General features: G+C 36.2%; 15 protein-coding genes. 6 read left to right on the top strand and 9 right to left on the bottom strand.

The annotated features are described in order from the left end of the window. Positions 1-948 precede the first annotated feature (948 nt). Complete coding sequence (locus ESZ36_RS21435) at positions 949-4,077, top strand: S8 family serine peptidase (RefSeq protein WP_146791657.1); 3,129 nt, start codon at positions 949-951, stop codon at positions 4,075-4,077. A 776-nt stretch (positions 4,078-4,853) separates the two neighbouring features. Here ESZ36_RS21435 and ESZ36_RS21430 read toward each other — a convergent pair. Continuing rightward, a complete protein-coding gene (locus ESZ36_RS21430) occupies positions 4,854-5,369 on the bottom strand; it encodes a PEP-CTERM sorting domain-containing protein (RefSeq protein WP_146791655.1) in 516 nt (171 codons plus the stop codon). A 389-nt stretch (positions 5,370-5,758) separates the two neighbouring features. On the opposite strand from ESZ36_RS21430, the gene ESZ36_RS21425 reads away from it, so the two are divergent. Beyond that, the gene (locus ESZ36_RS21425; RefSeq protein WP_146791653.1) at positions 5,759-6,244 is read left to right on the top strand and encodes a DUF4124 domain-containing protein; all 486 of its coding nucleotides are present in this window, start codon (positions 5,759-5,761) and stop codon (positions 6,242-6,244) included. Between the two features lie 86 nt (positions 6,245-6,330). Here ESZ36_RS21425 and clpB read toward each other — a convergent pair whose 3' ends face one another. The 3 genes from clpB to rluD all read right to left on the bottom strand — a co-directional run bounded on the left by clpB (position 6,331) and on the right by rluD (position 10,870). Then, entirely contained in the window at positions 6,331-8,907 is a 2,577-nt protein-coding gene (gene clpB / locus ESZ36_RS21420) for an ATP-dependent chaperone ClpB (RefSeq protein ID WP_146791651.1), read from the bottom strand. A 135-nt stretch (positions 8,908-9,042) separates the two neighbouring features. Then, on the bottom strand, positions 9,043-9,915 hold the full coding sequence (pgeF, locus tag ESZ36_RS21415; protein WP_146791649.1) for a peptidoglycan editing factor PgeF: 873 nt from the start codon (positions 9,913-9,915) through the stop codon (positions 9,043-9,045). Further along, the gene (rluD, locus tag ESZ36_RS21410) at positions 9,893-10,870 is read right to left on the bottom strand and encodes a 23S rRNA pseudouridine(1911/1915/1917) synthase RluD (RefSeq protein ID WP_146791647.1); all 978 of its coding nucleotides are present in this window, start codon (positions 10,868-10,870) and stop codon (positions 9,893-9,895) included. Before rluD ends, pgeF begins: the two co-directional genes overlap by 23 nt. A 174-nt stretch (positions 10,871-11,044) precedes the next feature. On the opposite strand from rluD, the gene ESZ36_RS21405 reads away from it, so the two are divergent. Further along, positions 11,045-11,803, top strand: coding sequence for an outer membrane protein assembly factor BamD (locus ESZ36_RS21405; RefSeq protein WP_146791646.1), 759 nt, complete (start codon positions 11,045-11,047; stop codon positions 11,801-11,803). 535 nt (positions 11,804-12,338) lie between these two features. Here ESZ36_RS21405 and glnB read toward each other — a convergent pair. Next, positions 12,339-12,677: a nitrogen regulatory protein P-II gene (gene glnB, locus ESZ36_RS21400; RefSeq protein WP_011044661.1), complete on the bottom strand. Its 339-nt coding sequence runs from the start codon at positions 12,675-12,677 to the stop codon at positions 12,339-12,341. Positions 12,678-12,828: 151 nt separating this feature from the next. On the opposite strand from glnB, the gene nadE reads away from it, so the two are divergent. Both nadE and ESZ36_RS21390 read left to right on the top strand, forming a co-directional pair. Next, positions 12,829-13,674 carry an ammonia-dependent NAD(+) synthetase gene (gene nadE, locus ESZ36_RS21395; protein ID WP_146791644.1) on the top strand — a complete coding sequence of 282 codons (846 nt, stop codon included), beginning with the start codon at positions 12,829-12,831 and terminating at the stop codon, positions 13,672-13,674. Positions 13,675-13,766: 92 nt separating this feature from the next. After that, on the top strand, positions 13,767-14,393 hold the full coding sequence (locus ESZ36_RS21390) for a GspH/FimT family pseudopilin (RefSeq protein WP_146791642.1): 627 nt from the start codon (positions 13,767-13,769) through the stop codon (positions 14,391-14,393). A gap of 158 nt (positions 14,394-14,551) precedes the next feature. Here ESZ36_RS21390 and ESZ36_RS21385 read toward each other — a convergent pair whose 3' ends face one another. Continuing rightward, on the bottom strand, positions 14,552-14,788 hold the full coding sequence (locus ESZ36_RS21385) for an RNA recognition motif domain-containing protein (RefSeq protein ID WP_011044664.1): 237 nt from the start codon (positions 14,786-14,788) through the stop codon (positions 14,552-14,554). Between the two features lie 142 nt (positions 14,789-14,930). On the opposite strand from ESZ36_RS21385, the gene ESZ36_RS21380 reads away from it, so the two are divergent. Beyond that, complete coding sequence (locus ESZ36_RS21380) at positions 14,931-15,275, top strand: 5-carboxymethyl-2-hydroxymuconate Delta-isomerase (RefSeq protein WP_146791640.1); 345 nt, start codon at positions 14,931-14,933, stop codon at positions 15,273-15,275. Positions 15,276-15,383: 108 nt separating this feature from the next. On the opposite strand, the gene ESZ36_RS21375 is transcribed toward ESZ36_RS21380, so the two are convergent. The 3 genes from ESZ36_RS21375 to ESZ36_RS21365 all read right to left on the bottom strand — a co-directional run bounded on the left by ESZ36_RS21375 (position 15,384) and on the right by ESZ36_RS21365 (position 20,945). Next, positions 15,384-16,493, bottom strand: coding sequence for a GGDEF domain-containing protein (locus ESZ36_RS21375; protein WP_146791638.1), 1,110 nt, complete (start codon positions 16,491-16,493; stop codon positions 15,384-15,386). A 190-nt stretch (positions 16,494-16,683) separates the two neighbouring features. Continuing rightward, on the bottom strand, positions 16,684-17,577 hold the full coding sequence (locus ESZ36_RS21370; RefSeq protein ID WP_146791636.1) for a sensor domain-containing protein: 894 nt from the start codon (positions 17,575-17,577) through the stop codon (positions 16,684-16,686). Positions 17,578-17,684: 107 nt separating this feature from the next. Next, entirely contained in the window at positions 17,685-20,945 is a 3,261-nt protein-coding gene (locus ESZ36_RS21365; protein ID WP_146791634.1) for an EAL domain-containing protein, read from the bottom strand. Positions 20,946-21,340 lie beyond the last annotated feature (395 nt).

Genomic DNA, 21,340 nt, shown 5'->3' with positions numbered 1-21,340 from the left:
TACTGCTCAATGAATTCTGTCGTGATACCAACCGAAGTTGATATCGCATTACATAGTCGCTACCCATCTAACTAAAGATACGTAACTATATTTATTTGCATGAACATCATTCATTAAGCGTTTTTTTTGTTCTCCCCGAAAGGAAAACTATGTAAAACAACATTAATGTGAGTGCTCACACAAATTGCATGATAACTAATTGTTAAAGAAAACGTTTCGATTGAAACGTAGATGAGAGTCACATTCGCTCTACACCTGAGCTACCTAAGCAGCGTTGTTCGTTGCTATTGCCTCGAACTGGATGCGTATAATACGCTTCCGAGCTTTAATGTCAACGTTTATTTTAAACTATTTTAAAAACGTTTAAAACTTGATGTTAACTTACGTTATTTCTCGCTAAAGCGGGTAGATAACGTATCAAAACAGTTCTTTGATGATTCATTTTGTGTGAACCCCTTGGAACTGGAGCGCATTGTAAAGAGTTCTTGGTGTAGCACAAGCACTAATTTCATTTTAAGGTTTGTTTGCACAATAAAAAAGCAATTGCATCGACGTTTTCTCATACTGGTGAATATGTCAGGTTTCTTTACAATACATTAACATTCACCAACAACATCACCAATTAAAATCAAAACCAACAAATACAATAAGATAAGTCTTATTTTATTTTTTAATTATCAATTAAAGTAACTGTAGTAATTATATTTACAGATTACTCCTACTAATTATGTAAAATAATTTTACATAATTTACAATTTTATTAACTAAAAGGTCTTGAAAATCTTATAAAAACGGCTACACAGCTCGAATGTTAACACTTTTGCAACAAAGGCATTATTATTGCTTGTAATAACTACTCGCTATTTTTCATTGACGCTTTATCAATGACAATAAAGAAAGTGTAATAAATATGCACAGCGACGACATAATAATAAAACGGAGATAAACATGCATTTTAAGAAATCCTTAGTAGGGAGCCTGATTACTTTAGCAATCACAGCTACCGCTAGCACAACTGTTGTTGCCAACGAAGTATCAGGTGATATCAGTAAATTCAAGTCAGTGGGAAGTGAAGTTAATACTAAACAAAAAGCAACAGGCTATATTGTTCAACTTAAAGGTAAGACTGCAATTGCTCAAGCTCAAGATATTGGTGAGCTTTTACCTACCAACCAATTAGTTGCCAATACAGGTAATCGTTATAACGCTCATACTCCTGCAATGAAGGCTTATACTAAAGCACTTGAGAATAAGCAAAAGCAAGTGGCTAGCTCTATTGATTCAATCAATATTTTGCATTCTTTCAAGCATACTTATAATGGTTTCACAGCCAAGTTAAATGCAAAGCAAAAAGCTCAGTTAGAATCTCACCCTGATGTTATCGGTGTATATGAAGATAGATTGGAAGTAGTTAACACTGCAAATACTCCTGAATTTCTTGGTTTAACAGGTGCTGGTGGTCAACACGCCATGAACATCAAAGGTGAAGGCGTCATTATCGGTGTTATAGATACAGGTGTTTGGCCTGAAAACCCTAGTTTTGCTGACGATGGTTCTTATTCAGACCCTGCAGACTTAGGTTGGTTAGGTGCATGTGATACAGGGACTGATGAAGAGTTTGCCTGTAATAACAAATTAATTGGCGCAAAATATTTTGATTCAAGCTTTAGTAGCCAATATGATATTCAATATGACCTAGGTGAATTTGATTCTCCTCGCGATGCTGATGGTCACGGTAGTCATACTGCAAGTACAGCGGGTGGTAATGAAAATGTAGCCGCTATGCTTTCTGGTACGCCGGTAGGTACAGTTTCAGGCATGGCGCCACGTGCACGTATTGCTGCTTATAAAGTTTGTTGGAACAGCGATTATAAAAACCCTGAAGGCGGTGATGAAGCGGGTTGTTTCGGTGGCGATACTATGGCAGCAATCGACGCTGCGGTTACTGATGGTGTTGATGTAATCAACTATTCTATTGGTGGTAGCAGAACAGATTTAACAGTACCTGCTACTGCAGCAATGTTAAATGCAACGGCTGCAGGTGTATTTGTTGCTGTTTCTGCTGGTAATGATGGTCCTGATAAAGAAACTGTCGGTACTCCAGCTCCTTGGGTGACAAGTGTAGCAGCATCTACTTATAATGGTACTTCAGCTATTGTTGGTAAAGCGCTTGATATTACTACAGGTTCTTTAGCTGGCACTTCAATCTTATCAGTACCTTCTGGATTTTCTCCAGCAACAGTAGGTCTTTCAGCTGAACTTGCTTTAGCAGAACCAGTACAAGCATGTAATGATGCCCCATTGACTAACGGCGATGATTTAGCCGGGAAAATTGCTCTTATTGCTCGTGGCTCTTGTGCTTTTACTGAGAAGTTTCTCAATGCACAAAATGCAGGTGCGGTAGGTGTTGTTATTTATACTACAGAAGGTACTTCTCCATTTTCTATGGGCGGTACTGATCCTGCAGTAATTATTACTGGTTCAATGATTTCTTTTGCTGATGGCCAATCGTTAACTGCAAGTATTGAAGATGGAAGTACATCGGTTGCATTTACTGATAATACAGCCGCGGGTGAAGCGGTAGAAGTTGGCAATACCATGGCTGATTTCTCTTCACGTGGTCCAAACTTAAATACTTACGATATTATCAAACCTGATATTACCGCTCCTGGTGTTAAAATTTTGGCGGCAACAACTTCTGCACCAATGTTCGGTACTCAAGGTGAGACATTCAAGTATCTACAAGGTACTTCAATGTCTAGCCCACACATTGCCGGTTTAGCTGCACTGTTTAAAGAATCAAACAGTTCATGGTCACCAGCACAAATTAAATCAGCAATGATGACAACAGCTCGTCAAAACTTAACTAAAGAAGATGGTACTACACAAGCAGACCCATATGACTTTGGTTCTGGTCATGTAGCTCCTGTTTCTGCTTTAGATCCAGGTTTATTGTTTGATACTAATCTTGCTGATTATTTAGCATTCCTTTGTGGTCAAGACAAAGAAGCTTTTGTTTCTGGTTACGACACATCTTGTGCTGACTTAACAAGCACTGGTTTCAGTACTGATGCTAGTCAATTAAACCTAGCTTCAATTGCTATAGCTGAGTTGCTAGATCCTGAAACGATCTTTAGAACTGTTTCTAATGCTACGCCAGTTGCTTCATCTTACACTGCAACAGTTGAAGCTCCAGCTGGTTTTGACATTAGTGTTCAAACTTTTGATGCTAACGGCGATGAAACTGAAGTTTCAACATTAGATGTTGCTGCTGAAGGTGGAAAAGCGAGCTTTGCAATTACGGTTAGTCAAACTGATACGACTGAAATCGAAGCGTGGAAGTTTGGCGCTATTACTTGGACAGACGGCGCTGGTCATTCAGTACGTTTACCTCTAGCTATTAAAGCGATACCAAGCGTTCAAATTGAAGTACCTGAACTAATCGCTGGTGACCTTAACCGTGGACGTTTCCGCTTCCCTGTTAAAATGCTTTATTCTGGAAGAACAAGTATTGAACATGCTGGTTTAGTTGCTCCATTTGGAACAGCGGGTACTGTTGAAGCTGATCCTGCACAAGAGTTTGAATTCTTAGGTGCTGGTACTAATTACCACTTGTTCCATATTCCAGAAGGAACACAAGTAGCACGCTTTAGCTTATCTGACGCTTTAGTCACAGAAGAAGGTAGCGACCTTGATTTATACGTTTACCGATGTGATAAATGGAGTTGTGCACAAGTGGCTAACTCATTAAACGGTGGTTCAAACGAAGATGTTGTACTAACAAACCCTGAACCACGTGCAGATGTTGATGTTGGTGACGTTTATGTAACTATGATCCACGGTTACTCAACCGGTGATGCTACAGAGACTGATTATACTATGGTAGGTTGGATTGCAGATCAGGCTGAGAAGACTACTCGTGTAATTTCAAGCCGTAGAGCAATTAAAGGTCGTTTTAACTACACCACAATTCTGACAAGAGGTTTACCTACAGGCACTACATATATGGGTGCGGTAACTTACTTTAATGGTGAAGGTGAAGCTGAAGGAACTACTGTACTAGAATTAAAGAACTAGTATTAAAATCATGTCATACTAAAAATACGTTATGTTGTTAGTCACATAATAGAATTAAAGCCCGCTTAGCATAATTTAAGCGGGCTTTTTATTGTCCTTTAATCAATGGAACTGATTCATATTTAGTTATTATTCAACGTCTCTCCTCAGCCCCACTCCAATTTTAATTAGCTAGTTAAGCTACGACATATTAAAACAACTTAGCGAAGGGTTTTAATCAATCAGTAATACCTTTATCAACTCAGTAAATAACATGTACTTATAGCAGTACACTACCCTTTGTATTTCCTAGTTTCAGTTTATTCCTAAATTAAGCTATGTAGAAGTAAATTAAAATTCCTTGGTATTAAATCAAAAATAAGTAATGGTAAATATATTCAATGGTGTCAATTAACATATGTTATGTTCAGGTTTAGTAAGGACTAATTAGAATTGCCCTGAGCTATTAACCCGATCGACAATATTTATGTGAGTATCCGTCTTTAAATAGTTACTCAAAGATAAGGCTGAGAATTAAAGCAAGATAACTGATCCAAAGTACAAATATCATAATTGCTACAGAGATTAGTTTTGACGCTAGTAAAGGTAGCTTTTGTTATTTAGTCGGAGGGAATTAATAAATACTAAAAGGAGGGTAGCTAAACTTGATCCCTTATACTTTCTTTTAAAAAGTTATAATAGACATAAAAAAGGCCTTACCTAAGTAAAGCCTCTTCGTCTTATTTTAATAGCTCACCAATTAATACGAGAAACTATTAAAAAATAAGAGTTTGAAATTAGCTGTTTTTACGACGTGCCGCTAAACCAGTAAGAGCAGTTAAAAACAATACTAACGTAGCTGGAGTAGGTACTGTAACATTACCTAAAGAAATCTGCTCAGAGTAAATAAAAACACCGCTATTGTCAGATATGGTAAGAACATTGTCATTGAATCCACTAAATATATCTCCTGCCCAAGCAAAAAAACCAAACTGTTCAGTAAGCTCAAAGTTTAAAGTATCTAAACCTACTGCTAAATCATCATGAAAGTAAGTAGCATCAAAAGACAAGAAGTCAAAAGTATAAGCAGTTAAATCATATCCATAAATTTGAAAATCTGTAAAATCTTGTACAATTGATATTCCTTCAATTGCATCCCATACAAAAGAATCGTCAGTATCTATAGTGACATTACCAATTACTGCACCATTATCAAGAATATCTTGGCTAATTAATGTTGCATTAGCAGCACCAGCAAAACTAAAGGCTAAAGATAACGACAATAATGCGTTTAAAACTAATTTATTTAACATGTTATTTCCTATTTATAATATGGCTGTTTTATTTTTATTGTAATAATAGCGGCATCACTTAAAAAGTAATCAACGACTTTATAAGTCTTTGCCGACATTGCATTGTATAAAGCAATAATCACGCCCAAATAAACATAACCCTTAATTACAGTAACTTACCACCAAATAAACAATAAAATTACATTTATTTAACATACACAGATAGGAGTGTAAAAAAAGTTGACACTTTACTAAATAAGCCAGTAATATTAAGTATTTGTTATTATATTAATAATTTGCTAGCTTATGAGCATAAAAATAGGGCTATACTAATTACAGCCAAATTTGCTCGATATATGAGCTAAGTATTCGTTTTACTATTACCTATACGTTATCAATAAGGTTTTTCTATGAAAATAAAAACATTATCTTTTACTGCAGTATGCTTAGTAGGTGCGCTACTCACCTCATCAGTTGTTAACTTTGTAAATGCAAAAGAAATAGCCATTTATCGTTGGGTTGATAAAAACAACATAGTGCATTTTAGCCAAAACCTCCCAAAAGGTGATGAATATAGAGAATTTAGTACTATTTCATCTTATAAGGCATTATCTAAAACTGAAAGAGAAATGATTGCTGAAGAAGATAAAGTGGCACAGAAAGTTGCAGTTCAAGAAAAGCAGCAAGATGATGTTATCGCTAAAAATAAAGCTACATTTGAGAAAAACTGTAAAGCAGCGCGGCTTAATATTAAAATGTTAAATTCTTTGAATGATATACATATTAATGAAGAGAAGAGTGATGGAACTATAGGCAGTCGTCCATTAACCACTCCCGAAAAAGCAGAAAAGATGGCATTAAGTAAAAACCACGAAAATCTTTACTGTGATAAGTAAAAGACTAAATTAACTTAGCCCTACTGACAATACAGTAGGACTAAGTAACAGTACTATTAACCTTATTATCCAAACTATCAATAAGGTTATTTAGCAGAAAAAACTAATTGTTCTTCCTCAACACTCACTTCAATTGTACAACCCTTAGTAAATTCATTACCAAGTATCTTTTGGGCTAATGGGTTTTCAACACCTTGCTGAATTGCACGTTTTAATGGCCTTGCTCCGAATATAGGATCAAACCCCGCAGAAGAAATGAGTGAAAGTGCCTCTTCACTTATAGTTAAATTTAACTCTTGCTCGATTAATCGACCTGCTAACGCTTCAATTTGTATTTTTGCAATTTGCTTAATTTGTTCGGCAACCAACGGATGGAATACTACCGACTCATCAACACGATTAATAAACTCAGGTTTAAAGTGCTGGCCCAATATGTTCATTACTTGCGCTTTCATTTGTGTGTACTCACTATCGCCCGCAAATTCTTGGATAATATCTGAGCCAATATTTGAAGTCATGATGATAACGGTATTTTTAAAATCTACTGTTCGGCCTTGCCCATCTGTTAATCTGCCATCATCAAGCACTTGTAATAATATATTAAAGACATCAGGGTGGGCTTTTTCTATTTCATCGAGCAATATTACTGAGTAAGGTTTTCTACGTACCGCTTCGGTTAGATAACCGCCCTCTTCATAACCAACATAACCAGGAGGTGCTCCTACTAGGCGTGCGACCGAATGTTTTTCCATAAATTCTGACATATCAACACGAATTAATGCATCTTGTGAGTCAAATAAAAACTCTGCAAGTGCTTTAGTTAACTCAGTTTTACCAACACCCGTTGGGCCTAAAAATAAAAACGAGCCTATTGGCTGATTAGGATCGCTCAAACCAGCACGGGATCTCCTAATAGCATTAGATACTGAGGTTACAGCTTCATGTTGACCAATAACATTTTGGTGCAAATAATCTTCCATATGCAATAATTTGTCACGTTCTTGTTCCAACATTTTAGCAACAGGAATACCGGTAGCGCGACTAAGAACATCAGCGATTTCAACATCGGTAACTTTATTGGCTAATAAGGTCATTTCTTGCATTTCAGCTTGGCTAGCTAAGTCTAACTGCTTTTCTAATTCAGGTAATCTTCCGTATTGTAGTTCAGACATGCGATTTAAATCACCGGTTCTTCTTGCTGCTTCAAGCTCAATACGTGCTTGTTCAAGTTCTTCTTTTATGGTGTGAGCGCCATAAAGTGCAGCTTTTTCTGTCGTCCAGATTTCATCTAATTCATCATACTTTTGCTGATTATTAGTGATTTGCTGTGAGATGATTGCCAAGCGCTTGATAGACGCTTCATCATCATCTTTTTCTAGCGCCCTTTGCTCCAATTTTAATTGAATTAATCGCCGTTCAAGTCTATCTAAATCTTCTGGCTTAGAGTCCATTTGCAAACGAATACTGGAGGCAGCTTCATCAATCAGATCGATAGCTTTATCTGGTAATTGTCTATCGCTGATATATCGGTGAGACAACGTTGCTGCTGCTACAATAGCAGGATCGGTAATATTTACCGAATGATGCAGTTCATAACGTTCTTTTAAACCACGCAATATTGCAATGGTATCTTCGACGCTAGGCTCTTCTATTAGCACTTTTTGAAAGCGTCGCTCAAGTGCTGCATCTTTTTCAATGTATTTTCGATATTCATCAAGCGTGGTAGCACCCACACAATGTAAATCACCACGAGCTAATGCAGGTTTTAACATATTACCAGCATCCATTGCACCGTCAGACTTTCCAGCACCTACCATAGTATGCAGTTCATCAATAAAGAGAATGACTTTCCCTTCCTCTTTTGACAGTTCATTTAACACCGCTTTTAAACGCTCTTCAAATTCACCTCGATATTTTGCCCCTGCAACAAGAGACCCCATATCCAGTGACAAAACTCGCTTATTTTTCAATCCTTCTGGCACTTCATGATCAACAATACGCTGAGCTAACCCTTCAGCAATTGCCGTTTTACCAACGCCAGGCTGTCCAATTAGAACGGGATTATTTTTAGTACGTCGTTGTAAGACTTGCAAGGTCCGACGAATTTCATCATCTCGGCCGATAACAGGGTCTAGTTTTCCTTGCTCTGCAAGTTCTGTTAAATCAACTGTATATTTATTTAAGGCTTGGCGGACGTCTTCTGCATTTTGATCGTCAACATTTTGACCTCCTCGTATATGATCGATTGCTGACTTTATCCGTTGCTGGTTTGCGCCTAATTCAGCGAGGATTTGACCTAAAGGACCTTTATCATCGATAACCGCGAGTAAAAACATCTCTGAGGAAATAAATTTATCTGACATTTTTTGCGCATGCTTATCGCAAAGATTTAAAATTCGACCAGAGGCTGCTGATAGTTGTACATCCCCAGCGCTGTCTTGCACTTGTGCTAATGAACTTAAAGCTTCTTCAAGTTTCTGACGTAAAGAGCGCACATCAATACCTGCACTTTTCAATAGCGCAATAATTGAGTTGCCGTTTTGATTCAGTAACGCCATCATTAAATGAACGGGTTCTATGAACTGATGATCTTTGCCGAGGGCAAGTGATTGCGCATCCGCAATGGATTCTTGAAATGACTGGGTAAAGCGATCTAATCGCATTTTAACTCTCCTAACTTTCCCTATTACATAGTTAAGTTATAAGGCTAAAAGATTATTTTTCAATGAAATTTCAGATATATGATTGATATAAGTCAATAAGCTGTTCGTTATTACTTTGGTTAATGAACATAAGTATTAACGTCTACAAATAAGACTCGCCATTCGACCCGTTATTTGTTTTTTTCTATATGAATAATATTTTTCTGTTTCTTGGTAGGTGCACTCTTCGAGACTAGCAATTACAGTGACACCTAAAGATGCTAACTGTAGTCGTGCAATTTGATGTAAATCGGCTAAGTATTTTCCGTTTTCTTGCTTTACAAAAGCATTATTAAAAGCCACGTCTAGTTGAGTAAATGCTAGTTTTACATCACTACCTACTTCAAAAGCATCCTTACCGATGCAAGGGCCAAGCCAAGCAACAATATCAGAAGGCATGCTGTGCATTTTTGCTATTGTTTTAGCTATTATATTAGCAGCGAGCGGACGCCAACCGCCATGGATTGCAGCAACTTCACTGCCAGTCTTATGACTTAATAATATTGGCAAGCAGTCTGCTGTCATTATAGCCAAAACTATCTTTTTCTGACGAGTGATACTGGCATCAGCAACCATAGCTTGTTCATCTACGCTAGTGACTGTCACTACTTCACTACCATGAATTTGCTCTAACCACTGAATTTTTACGTCATCAATTAGTTCTGTATTCGACTTTACCGTCTTATTGAAGAGCTGTTGACTAATAAAATGTTTTAACACATTGCGATTGTGGGAAACTCGCTCCGCGTTATCACCAACATGCATGCCTAAATTAAAATCACCATAAGCTGATGAAACTTGTTCGCTTAACGATTGATTTAATGACAATTGAGGATAGAGACGTGATGTTTGTAGCGCGAGGACTTTATCATCGAGGGAATGTGATGGGTTTAATGGCCATTTTACCAACTCAACAGTAGCGTTGGTAAAATTAGCCAATTTACTATTACAAGTATTCGTCTTTGGCATTAAGCTTATTATCTTCTTGAAGAAGTTCAATTAACTCAACAAAGTCTTCTGGTAACTCTGCATGCCATGTCATTTCTTCTCCTGTAATAGGATGGAACAAAGATAACATAGCCGCATGTAATGCTTGACGTTTGAAGCTACGCAACTTCATTAATAACGCTTCTGTTGAGTTTTTTGGTGGACGAGGACGACCGCCATAAACAGGGTCACCTACTAGTGGATGTGTAATATGAGACATATGAACACGAATTTGGTGTGTTCTACCTGTCTCTAAACGTAAGCGTAAACGCGTATGTAAACGATATTTCTCCATAACTCGGTAATGTGTTACCGAAGGTCGGCCAATGTAAGAGACTGCCATTTGCGTTCGCTTAGTAGAATGGCGTCCAATAGGCTCATCAACTAAACCGCCTGCGGTCATCACACCGTTTGCCACTGCTTCATATTCACGCGTGATTTCACGTAATTGTAAAGCATCAACCAAGTTGGTTTGTGCTGCAATGGTCTTTGCCACAACCATTAAACCAGTAGTATCTTTATCAAGACGATGCACAATGCCAGCTCTAGGGACTACGTTAAGAGCAGGATAATGATGCAACAAAGCATTAAGCAATGTACCGTCTGGATTACCAGCACCAGGGTGAACAACTAAACCTGCTGGTTTATTTATCACTAAAATATAGTCATCTTCATAAACAATATTTAACGGGATATTTTGTGCTTCAAAACGTATCTCGGCTTCAACTTTTGCATTAATATCAACCTCTTCACCGCCGTACATTTTTTCACGAGGAATGAGTAGAACCTCTCCATTTACTCTCACCTGCCCGGCTAAAATCCAATCTTTTATCCGCGAACGTGAATAATCAGGAAACATTATCGCTAATGTTTGGTCAAAGCGTTTACCTAAACACGATTCAGGTACGGTATCTTGATGTTGGATGATCTCTGGCATTAAATTCTCTTTAAACTCGATTAAACCTAGCGTATTAATCAAATTACCATTTGCACTGTGCAAGGTAAGATTGCTAGGGTAGAATGCATATTCTTAAATATATAAGCATTTTACCCGTTTACGCGATGGTTTGATATTTATTTTAATTAAAACAAAGTAGCGATAATAAATTTCATGGATAAATTGACAGTAAAAATTATTTTGACCGTTCTAGCATTGGCCTTAACTGGCTGTTCCTCTTCTGAAAACGAGATAGACAAGGTACCAGATAAATCAGCACAATCTTTATTTGTTGATGCTCGGACAGCCCTTGATAATGGGTTATACCAAAAGGCTATTCAAATACTTGGCGCAATTGATTCTCGCTTTCCTTTTGGCCCTATTTCACATCAAGTACAACTTGATTTAATTTATGCTTATTATAAAAGCGGAGATGCTGCACAAGGCATTGCTTTAGCTGATAGGTTTTTACGTTTAAATCCCAATAACTCCAATATTGATTACGTTTATTATATGCGTGCGCTTATCAATATCTCTACTGAAGAGAACCTATTCCAAGATTTGGCAGGAATAGATCGTGCCGATCGTGATCCTGAGGCTTCACGCAGTGCTTTCAATGATTTTAAGAGCATAGTCACTGATTACCCTGACAGTAAGTATGCTGCAGATTCACGCAAGCGCATGATTTCAATTAAGTCTCGCCTAGCGCAATATGAAATTGACGTTGCTAAATATTATGTAAAACGTGAAGCTTATGCTTCCGCGGCCAACCGTGCTCGCTACGTAGTTGAATACTTTTCGCCCAGCCCAGAAATAGAGCAAGCATTGGAAATTATGGTTAATTGTTACGATAAGTTGGGTCTAACAGACTTGAAGAAAAATGCGATGCAAGTACTTGCTGCTAACTACCCAAATAACAAACTAATGAACTAGTAAGAACAACCGCAACTACCTTTAGGTTAGTGTGAAATAAAAAGCTAAATTATTTAAATAATTTAGCTTTTTTTATATTTCAACATATTGAAATCTGCTCAGTATTATCTCTCAGTTGATATATACCCGTTACCAATCAAAGTGCAGAATTTCAGTGGGAATTAAAACCACTTTAGGCAAGGAAAATAATTTAAGCATAGTCATTCTATGGTTTGATTATTTAACGCCGACTAAAGTGATTTTAAACCCATCAAAGAAGCGCTTGAGCAACCTCACTTCATCGTTGCTGTGACTTATAATGGAGCAACCATTATTTCATCACAGCGCCTTGAATTGAAATTGCTCAAGCACTCTGAAACCTACATCTTGAATGGTAACGGGTATAGTCGATAAACTGAATTGTTATCGTATTACTTAGAGAATGCTTACACTGATAGGAGAGAGTATTGGTTTAGCGAGTAAAGTGAAAAATATCAAAGAGATGCGCGACTATAATGATATTACAGTCGCGTTACATAGTTAAGTTAAGCTTAAATTAGATAGCTTCTCGGTTCTCTTCACCCGTTCTGATACGAATAACACGTTCAACATCAGTAATGAAAATTTTACCATCACCAATTTTTCCGGTTTGTGCCGTTTCTAAAATAGCATTAACACAACGCTCTACATCTTCTTTAGCAATGACGATTTCTAACTTCACCTTAGGTAAAAAATCGACCATATACTCAGCACCCCGATACAACTCAGTATGGCCCTTTTGACGGCCAAAACCTTTAACCTCAGAAACAGTCATACCGGTAACACCAATTTCGCCAAGGGCTTCTCTTACATCATCCATTTTAAATGGTTTAATAATCGCTTCTATTTTTTTCATCTGCGTTGCTCGTCAGTTAAAGTTGTATTGATTAGAATAATAAAGTTATTACAGCGTGTTTAATACAATTTAGCAATATCCAATTGGCTTTTAATTTTGTTAAACTAGTGAAAATTAAGTTCTTCACAGACAAGCCTTGCTAGGAAACCCTATGGATCAGCAAATTATCATTGCCGAAATGAAAGTTTTACCTGAAATTGATGTTCAATTTGAAATAAACCGCCGTGTTGCCTTTATCAAAAAACAATTAGTGCAATCTGGACTAAGTAATTTAGTGTTAGGGATTAGCGGTGGTGTTGACTCTTCAACCTGTGGCCGCTTAGCTCAACTTGCTATTAATGAACTCAATGAGCAACAAAGTGAGAGTGAAGATAAAACAAACTATCAATTCATTGCAGTACGTTTACCCTATGGCATTCAAGCAGATGAAGATGATGCTCAACAAGCGTTAGACTTTATTAAACCTAGTCATTGTTTAACAACCAATGTGCTTGCGGGTGCTGATGGCATTCACCATGAAGTATTACAAGCCATGAGCAAAGCGCAAATATTAACGTCAAGCGATGCCCAAATAGACTTTTCTAAGGGTAATGCAAAAGCCAGAATGCGTATGGTAAGCCAATATCATATTGCAGGTATCATTGGTGCTTTGGTTATAGGTACAGATCATAGTGCAGAAAACATCACTGGTTTCTTCACTAAATGGGGTGATGGCGCATGCGACTTAGCACCACTTTTTGGTTTATCAAAGAGACAAGTTAGAGCCCTTGCTAAGGAGCTTGGTGCGCCAAGCATCTTAGTAGACAAAGCTCCTACTGCTGATTTGGAAGAACTCGAACCGGGTAAAACAGATGAAGATGCCTTAGGTATTAGCTACGAGCAGTTAGATAACTTTTTAGAAGGTAAACAGGTCACTACTGCCGTTCGCGAACACATCATCAATATTTATAAAAAAACTCAACATAAAAGACAAGCAATACCAACAATTTACAGTTAAATGTAATTTTGTAGGCTATCAATGCTTCGCATAATCCATTTTTATTACCTATAACTGAATGACACAAGGCAGTTAATAAAAATGGATTTTTTATGCTTTATACTCAGTCGAATTGTGAAAAAAACACACCGAAAAAAACGTCTAGTACCTCTCATCAATTAAAATTATCGTTAGGAATGACATTAATTGAACTGATGATAAGTATAGGAATTACCTCCATACTTACTACAATCGCTTTACCCAGCTTCAATGATTTTATTGTGCGATTACGAGTCGATAATGAAATCTCACTTCTTAGCCGTCTATTACTTTCGGCACGAAATCATGCAATAAATAGCGGAGATAACGTTATTATTTGCCCCTTAGACAAGAGTGGCACATGCACGGTCTATTGGCATGAGCAGCTCAGTGTCTTTATTGACACTAACAATAATCAGCAATTTGATATCGCCAACAATGAACTATTAATTACCACAAAGAGCCCAGTGACATCAGGTGACATATTGATATATGCGAAAAATAGAAACAAAATAACTTATCAGGCAACGGGGCATTTGTTTGGGTTAAGCAATGGAACGCTAAGATATTGCCCGAAAGACAATGCAGAAAAATCAAGGGCTATAGTGGTCGCACGGTCAGGCCGATTTTACGCGACTACAGATAACAATAAAGATGGCGAAGATGAAACGCGGAGCAACCAGAAAATCATCTGTGAATAATTCAATATTATTAATGCCTTGTCTAAAGACATTTCTAATTCCAGCTGAAACCTGCGTCTTAATGTGATTTGGCTATAGAGTTTATTAAAAAGTATAAGTACTAAATTTTACCTATAAAAAAACCAGCTAAAAGCTGGTTTTTGATTTTAATATTAACCCTACTGGGCTATTTTTACTCGGATCTTATTCTTAGCAACTCTTGTTTCATGCAAACTAGATAATGCTACTTTTGCTTCAGCTTCATTAGGCATTTCTACAAAGGCAAAACCTTTCGATTTAGCTGTTGCTTGGTCTAAAACTAAGCTACATTCTGCGACTGTGCCATGGGCGGAAAATAAAATACGAAGTTCTTGCTCGGTTGTTGAGCGAGAAAGGTTACGAACTAAAAGTTTCATAAAGAACCATTGGATTGTTATTGCGAACTAAATTGTCTCATATATTTGCAATAGACCAAGCTATATTATGCATTTAAAACAAAATAACTTATTGTTAGGGCTCTAACCATCGATAATCGTCTCCCCACAACTAGGAATAGTAATGCCACACTTTATAATGGACTGCTCACAAAGCGTATTAGAATCTCATAAAGAAGAGTTTATCATCGAACAAGTTCACCTTATTGCCTACTCAACAGGGTTATTTGATGAAGGTGATATAAAAGTCAGAATAAATCCCTTTAAGAAATTTATCGTTGGCAATAAAGCTGACGATTTCATTCACGTTTTTGCTCATATAATGCAAGGCAGGACAACTAAACAAAAATCTGATTTATCAAAGCTGGTGGTAACTATGCTTACAACTATGTTTCCTGACATTGCTAATATCGCGATGAATATTAGTGATTTTGAAAAAGCCACGTATTGCAATCGTGCTATGTTGTAGCGGTTTCAATTGGAAAGAAAAGCGCAATAGTGAATAAGTAGCACTTAGCTTGAGACTAATATTAATTTTTACTGCATAGTCACTGAGTTTAAGTATATTACTTCAGCGCTAAGTTGCCGTTAATGATGCACAGACCCTATTCCTTCCTTTATTTTTAGCGATATAAAGCTGTTTGTCTGCTTGTTTATATAAATCTTCTATAGAAGTATTTTCTGTATTCAGTTCAGATATACCTAAACTAATAGTTATATCTATCGAAGTAGTATTATAAATAAAAACTTTATTTTCTATTGTTAAGCGCATCTTTTCAGCAATAACCTTTGCTCCCTCAAGCGACGTATTATTGAGTAAAATTGTGAATTCTTCGCCTCCGATACGAGCAAAAACATCACTGTTACGCATAACCTTTTCTAGCTCTTTTACTAAATCTATTAAAATATAATCTCCAGCTTGGTGCCCATAATTATCATTGACTCTTTTAAAGTAGTCGATATCAAGCATTATTAGCGAAACTGGTTTTTGTTCTCTAAATGCTGTAGCAATTAATTTCTGGGACATTTCAAAAAAATAACGTCGATTATATATATTAGTGAGATTATCCATTATCGATAACCTATGTAATTCATCGACACTTTTTTCTAGATCATCATGCGCCTCAATACTCGATAAACGACTATTGTAAATCGCACTTGAAAGTAAAATTGTAGCGGGTATATAAATAAAAATTAATACAACTAAACCAATATGTTGATGTTCTCCAAAGGAAATCATAATTATGATTTGAGGAATTATCATTGAAAAGAAAAAGACTAAATATGCCTTATATAGTGATGACATAGAGAGTGCCGCAGCAGTTATAATGCCTATGATCATAATCAAGCTAACCAATTCATAGGGCTGAGGTGCATATACAATGGATAAAACTGAAGATATTGTCCACATAAAGGCTTGAAACACATTAGAAAGCATGAAATATAATTCATTTTTTTCTATTTTCTCATGAGACTTTTGTGCTAAATATTTTTTAAACATTGTTGCATTATAAAAGCGATATATAGCCAAAAATATTTGAAAAACAAACCAAACAACTAAAATTGCAACGGGAACAAATCTAATAAATATCCCAAAGTAAGCAGAAGACACTATTAACATAGCAACCATTGCTCTTGGTGTTTGATCAACTAAACTTTGGATAAGTTTAGGATGGACTGCAGCCATGATTCTTCCTAGTGTTTTTATCTATATCACACTAATAAATGATTCATTAAACTATAGTCTAAAGTTATCCTTTATTTACTGATTTCAATCAACTAGTCCTTAAGTAATAAGCTTATTTGATCACAAATAGAAGTATTTTGGGGCAGATATTTAGGCACTCAATTTTCGATAAATGGTGCGGACTTTTATTCTAATTTACTACCGTTAAATGATAGCTCCCTTTACCGCTATTTTTTACTTGGTATAGTGCTGCATCTGCATGTTTAATAATGTCTTCAGATGAACATTCGCTAAATGATGATGTCGTAATACCTATGCTAATCCCAATGGTGAACCTGTTATTATCAATAACAAAAGGTTGAAGAAATTCAGCTAATATATTATTTGCTAGTACTTTTAACGACTCGATAGAATAAATGTTCTCTATTATTACAGAAAATTCATCACCTCCAACCCTAGCAATGACATCACTTTCTCGAAAATGATTCTTTAACTTCTTGGCTACTGCTATTAATAGAGCATCTCCTACAGGGTGACCATAGTTATCATTGATCTGTTTAAAGCCATCCAAATCTAACATCAAGAATGCCAAGGTAAAGTTTTCTCGATGCTGACGTAACAGTGAATGCTTTAAACTCTTCATTAACGAATATCTATTATCTAAACCCGTTAAGCTATCGGTTAACGCAAGTTGCTCTAGTGATTTTTCAGCTTTTTTTCGCTCAGTAATATCAAGTATTGAACCTACAATGCCTTCGATACCTTCGGCGTGAAAATAAGCCTTGTGAAACATAACATCATGAATTGAACCATCAGCATATTCCACCTTAGCTTCATAAATTTGCGTACCTTTTCTTTCAAATAGCGCATTGTCTGCTTCGAAGTAAGTTCTAGCTAGGTCATCATCAAAGAGTTCTAAGACACTTTTACCAATTAATTCATCACGGCTTAAACCAATATATTCTTCAAAGGCTTTATTGCATCCTAAATACCGACCCGTTGCATCTTTATAAAAAATGGGCGTTGGAGCAGCATTAATAACTGCTTGCATAAAGTCTATTTCATTAACGTCAGGTGATACCATGAAAATATCTTATCCTTTTGAATTAAGCTCTTATTGAATTGACAAGTCTGCACTGGCTGAATTGTCGATGATTGTTGAACAAACAATTACTCACCCGTTATTGACGATTAATACTCACTGATAACCTTTAATTTCATATCTAGGTCACTAGAATTTCTAGCTAATAGCTGCAAGAAGTCATCTCCAGGTATGGGCCTTGAAAAATAATACCCCTGCCCATAATCACAGCCAGCATCAATGAGTAACGTCCTTTGTTCTTCTGTTTCGATACCTTCTGCTATTACTTTCAATCCTAACTTTTGAGCCATTGTAATGATAGCTTCAGATAAAATCATATCCTCAGAGCCTGGCGCTATGTTTCTCGTAAATGACTGGTCAATTTTAAGATAATCAAGCGTAAATTTTTTCAAGTATGATAGTGATGAATAGCCTGTTCCAAAATCATCCATAGACAGCCCAACACCCGCAGCTCTAAACTTAGAAAGCCGCTCCATCGTGCTTGTATTATTATTCATTAATAGACCTTCTGTGATTTCAATAACAATGTTTTCGCCAGGTAATTTATTTTCAGCAAGATAAGCTAGCCAATCTAATTGGTCTACCGATTCTCTAAATTGTACCGGTGATTTATTGACACTTATTTGTATATCTAAACCAAGTTGGTCTTTACATTTATTAATATGTTGAACGGTTTGCTTAAATACCCAATCACCTATTTCGATGATTAATCCAGACTCTTCTGCCAGTGGAATGAATTCTGCAGGACTCACCATGCCTCGAACAGGATGTTTCCATCGCAAAAGAGCTTCAGCTTTACGAATAACACCTGTTTGTAATTCAACAATGGGTTGATAAAAGACCTCAAGTTGATTCAAACTAATAGCTTTACGCAAGTCGTTAATTAATTCTAAATGGTCTAGCGCTTGCTCTTGCATTGAGGCGGTAAAATAGCAAAACCTATTCCGCCCGAGGTTCTTAGCAAGATACATTGCTTGGTCAGCATTTTTTAATAGCTCCAAAGTGCTGCTTGCATCATTTGGATAGATAGTGACCCCTAAACTAGCTGAGATATAGGTATACATTTTAGAAATATAAAAAGGCTCACTTAAGGCAAGCAATACTTTCTGACAAATTAATTCAACATTATGTATATCGGATATGTCAGACAAAAGAATAGTAAATTCATCACCACCTAATCGAGCCACAGTGTCGACTTCTCGAATACAATGAGTAATGCGTTTTCCGGCCTCGATAAGTAGTGCATCACCATAGATATGACCTCGAGTATCATTTATTTTTTTGAAGTTATCTAGGTCAATAAAAATCAAAGCGAACTTTTGCTTTTTACGATGAGACACTTTAATTTCTTGTTCCAACCTATCAATAAACATTATTCGATTGGGTAAGTTAGTCAAACTGTCATACTTAGCTTGTCTTAATATCAAAGCATCCTTTTTTTTCTTTTCAGTAATATCTGAAAATAATGCAATCCGTCTGTATACGTTGCCATAATCATTATAAATGGTGTTAATTGAAAGCCATTCAGGATACTCCTCGCCATTTTTCTTAGTATTCCAAATTTCACCTTGCCATGTACCGGTTAGCTTTATTTCTTCCCACATTAATTGATAGAATTCTGGATTTTGCTTACCGGAACTAAAGACATTAGGATTTTTTCCGATTAATTCGCTTGTGCTATAACCTGTAATTTCAGATAAAGCAGGATTAATCGCAATAATTTCATTCTTACTATCAGTGATCATCATCGCTTCAGAGCTATTTTGATACACAATGTCTGCCAGTTTTAAATCTTCTTCCTGCTGACGTTTATTTGTTATATCTTTGCTGATGCCGATCAAACCAACAACCTCACCCTGTGCATTTTTTAATTTTACTTTCGTGATTTCAAGAATGTATGGTTTTGCATTTGAACGAGGGATAGTTTCATAAGAAATATGAGGAGAATCTTGTGCTAAAGCCGCTCTATCGGAATCTAAGCAATGCTGTGCTATTTCATCCCCCAATAGTTCAGCTAAATTAGATGAAGGAGTATTTAGCATATCCTCTTCCTCTATTCCTGCTAAGTTACAAAATGTCTTATTAACGAAATGATAACGACCGTCTATTCCTGTAAACCAAATGCCTATTGGCGAATTATCAATAATGGCGCGTAGTCTTGAACTTATTTCTTCTTTATCAGTCATTAGATTTTGAAAGGATGTCGCCATTTCATTAAATCCAAGCGCTATATTATTGAGCTCATCATGAGTATCAAGCGTTACACGAGCATCAAGATCACCACCGTAAAACTTACCGGTAACTTGAGTGAGAGAGTTAATACTTCTAATTGTTGAGAAATGCAGTCCTATTATAAAGTACAGTACAATAAGAAATAGTGCTGAAGAAAAACCAATACTGACAATTAATTGAGTGTTTGCTTGTTTAACTCGACTGCGAAGTAAAGTACTTAAGGTAAAAGAGAGTGAATTATCTAAAAATTGATAACCGACATCAATAACGGAAGTAGATTGATTATAAAGCTCAAGAGAGCTCAAAGAAGTGGTATCAGCTAAGATCCCTTCTAAGGTAAATTTGATGTGACTCTCAATTGATTGAATTAGCTCCTGAGAGGAAAGGCTTTCTCCATCCGAAATCAATTCCCTCTTAACCTTGTGTACATTCTCTTTAAATACATCAAGAGGCACAATGGTTTTTGATAAGAGTGATATCATGTTTGCTCTAAATTTTACCTCCTTATTAACCAGGTATGAAACACCAACAGCACGTGCCTGGCCAAGTAATTCTAAGGTAATGGGTATAGTGAATAAAAAACTATTTGTTAAATAATAAGAATCAAGATCATTCATTACAAGCAAGTAATAATAGTCAGCCACTTTTAGCTGAAAAGAATTTAAATTGTGAATTAATTCTGTATGTAAATTAAAACTTTCATTAAGTTCTAACGTAACTCCTTTAGAATCTAAATATTGCCATTGCTCAACAATAGTAGACCATTTAGCTACTTGCTTTAACTCTGAAGGCAAGCCACTGCTGACTTTTAAAAAATTTTCATCGACTTGATTATTCACTGACATCTGCTTATCAGCACTGTCACTAACACCTGCAATAACAGCCGCAGACATTCCTCTGTGTTGTTGGAGTGATTGAATTAGTCTTGATGTTTTTTGTGCCTGCTTCAAGCCTTCTAACTGCTGATTAGCAGTACTAATTGATCCAGATAAATAGACTAATAAAGAAATTGAAACAATCAATAAGGAAAGGAGAGAAAGTCCACCAAGTACAATTAATTTACGAGGGTAACTCAGATTGTTCATTAAATTTATAGCGGGGTTGAATAACTGTTTCACAAATATACCTTACATAATTTATGAGTGTCAAAGCGACATATTATACCTATACATTTCCAGATGGGATGTCTTAGATAATTGAAAAATAAAATTAATTGTTCTGTTAATTGTTTTAGCTGTATCAGGAAATATTGATATAAAAAATAAAATTGTTTACCGTCTAAATTATTTCATCACAGCACAGTGCAGACTATTTTCCGTCTATTTATCCTGCACTTTTCATAAGCTATTTATCGATTTTAAATACAGAATAACTTGTTGGATAGACATACCTGAAGCATTATTAAAGGCTCAATTCAAATTGTTCATTTAGAGTTAAATGAGCAATATAATGTACGATAATCATGCTCCAATGGACATATAAAATCATCTTTAGAGTGTCTACCCTTAAGTTA

The sequence above is a fragment of the Colwellia demingiae genome, assembly GCF_007954275.1.
Lineage (GTDB): Bacteria > Pseudomonadota > Gammaproteobacteria > Enterobacterales > Alteromonadaceae > Colwellia > Colwellia demingiae.
The sequence above is the reverse complement of the archived record's forward strand: the minus strand, read 5'-3'. Positions and strand labels throughout refer to the sequence as shown.

Coding starts and splice junctions, on each gene's coding strand:
- ESZ36_RS21435 (WP_146791657.1), top strand. CDS start 949: ATGCATTTTAAGAAATCCTTAGTAGGGAGCCTGATTACTTTAGCAATC.
- ESZ36_RS21430 (WP_146791655.1), bottom strand. CDS start 5,369: ATGTTAAATAAATTAGTTTTAAACGCATTATTGTCGTTATCTTTAGCC.
- ESZ36_RS21425 (WP_146791653.1), top strand. CDS start 5,759: ATGAAAATAAAAACATTATCTTTTACTGCAGTATGCTTAGTAGGTGCG.
- clpB (WP_146791651.1), bottom strand. CDS start 8,907: ATGCGATTAGATCGCTTTACCCAGTCATTTCAAGAATCCATTGCGGAT.
- pgeF (WP_146791649.1), bottom strand. CDS start 9,915: ATGCCAAAGACGAATACTTGTAATAGTAAATTGGCTAATTTTACCAAC.
- rluD (WP_146791647.1), bottom strand. CDS start 10,870: ATGCCAGAGATCATCCAACATCAAGATACCGTACCTGAATCGTGTTTA.
- ESZ36_RS21405 (WP_146791646.1), top strand. CDS start 11,045: ATGGATAAATTGACAGTAAAAATTATTTTGACCGTTCTAGCATTGGCC.
- glnB (WP_011044661.1), bottom strand. CDS start 12,677: ATGAAAAAAATAGAAGCGATTATTAAACCATTTAAAATGGATGATGTA.
- nadE (WP_146791644.1), top strand. CDS start 12,829: ATGGATCAGCAAATTATCATTGCCGAAATGAAAGTTTTACCTGAAATT.
- ESZ36_RS21390 (WP_146791642.1), top strand. CDS start 13,767: ATGCTTTATACTCAGTCGAATTGTGAAAAAAACACACCGAAAAAAACG.
- ESZ36_RS21385 (WP_011044664.1), bottom strand. CDS start 14,788: ATGAAACTTTTAGTTCGTAACCTTTCTCGCTCAACAACCGAGCAAGAA.
- ESZ36_RS21380 (WP_146791640.1), top strand. CDS start 14,931: ATGCCACACTTTATAATGGACTGCTCACAAAGCGTATTAGAATCTCAT.
- ESZ36_RS21375 (WP_146791638.1), bottom strand. CDS start 16,493: ATGGCTGCAGTCCATCCTAAACTTATCCAAAGTTTAGTTGATCAAACA.
- ESZ36_RS21370 (WP_146791636.1), bottom strand. CDS start 17,577: ATGGTATCACCTGACGTTAATGAAATAGACTTTATGCAAGCAGTTATT.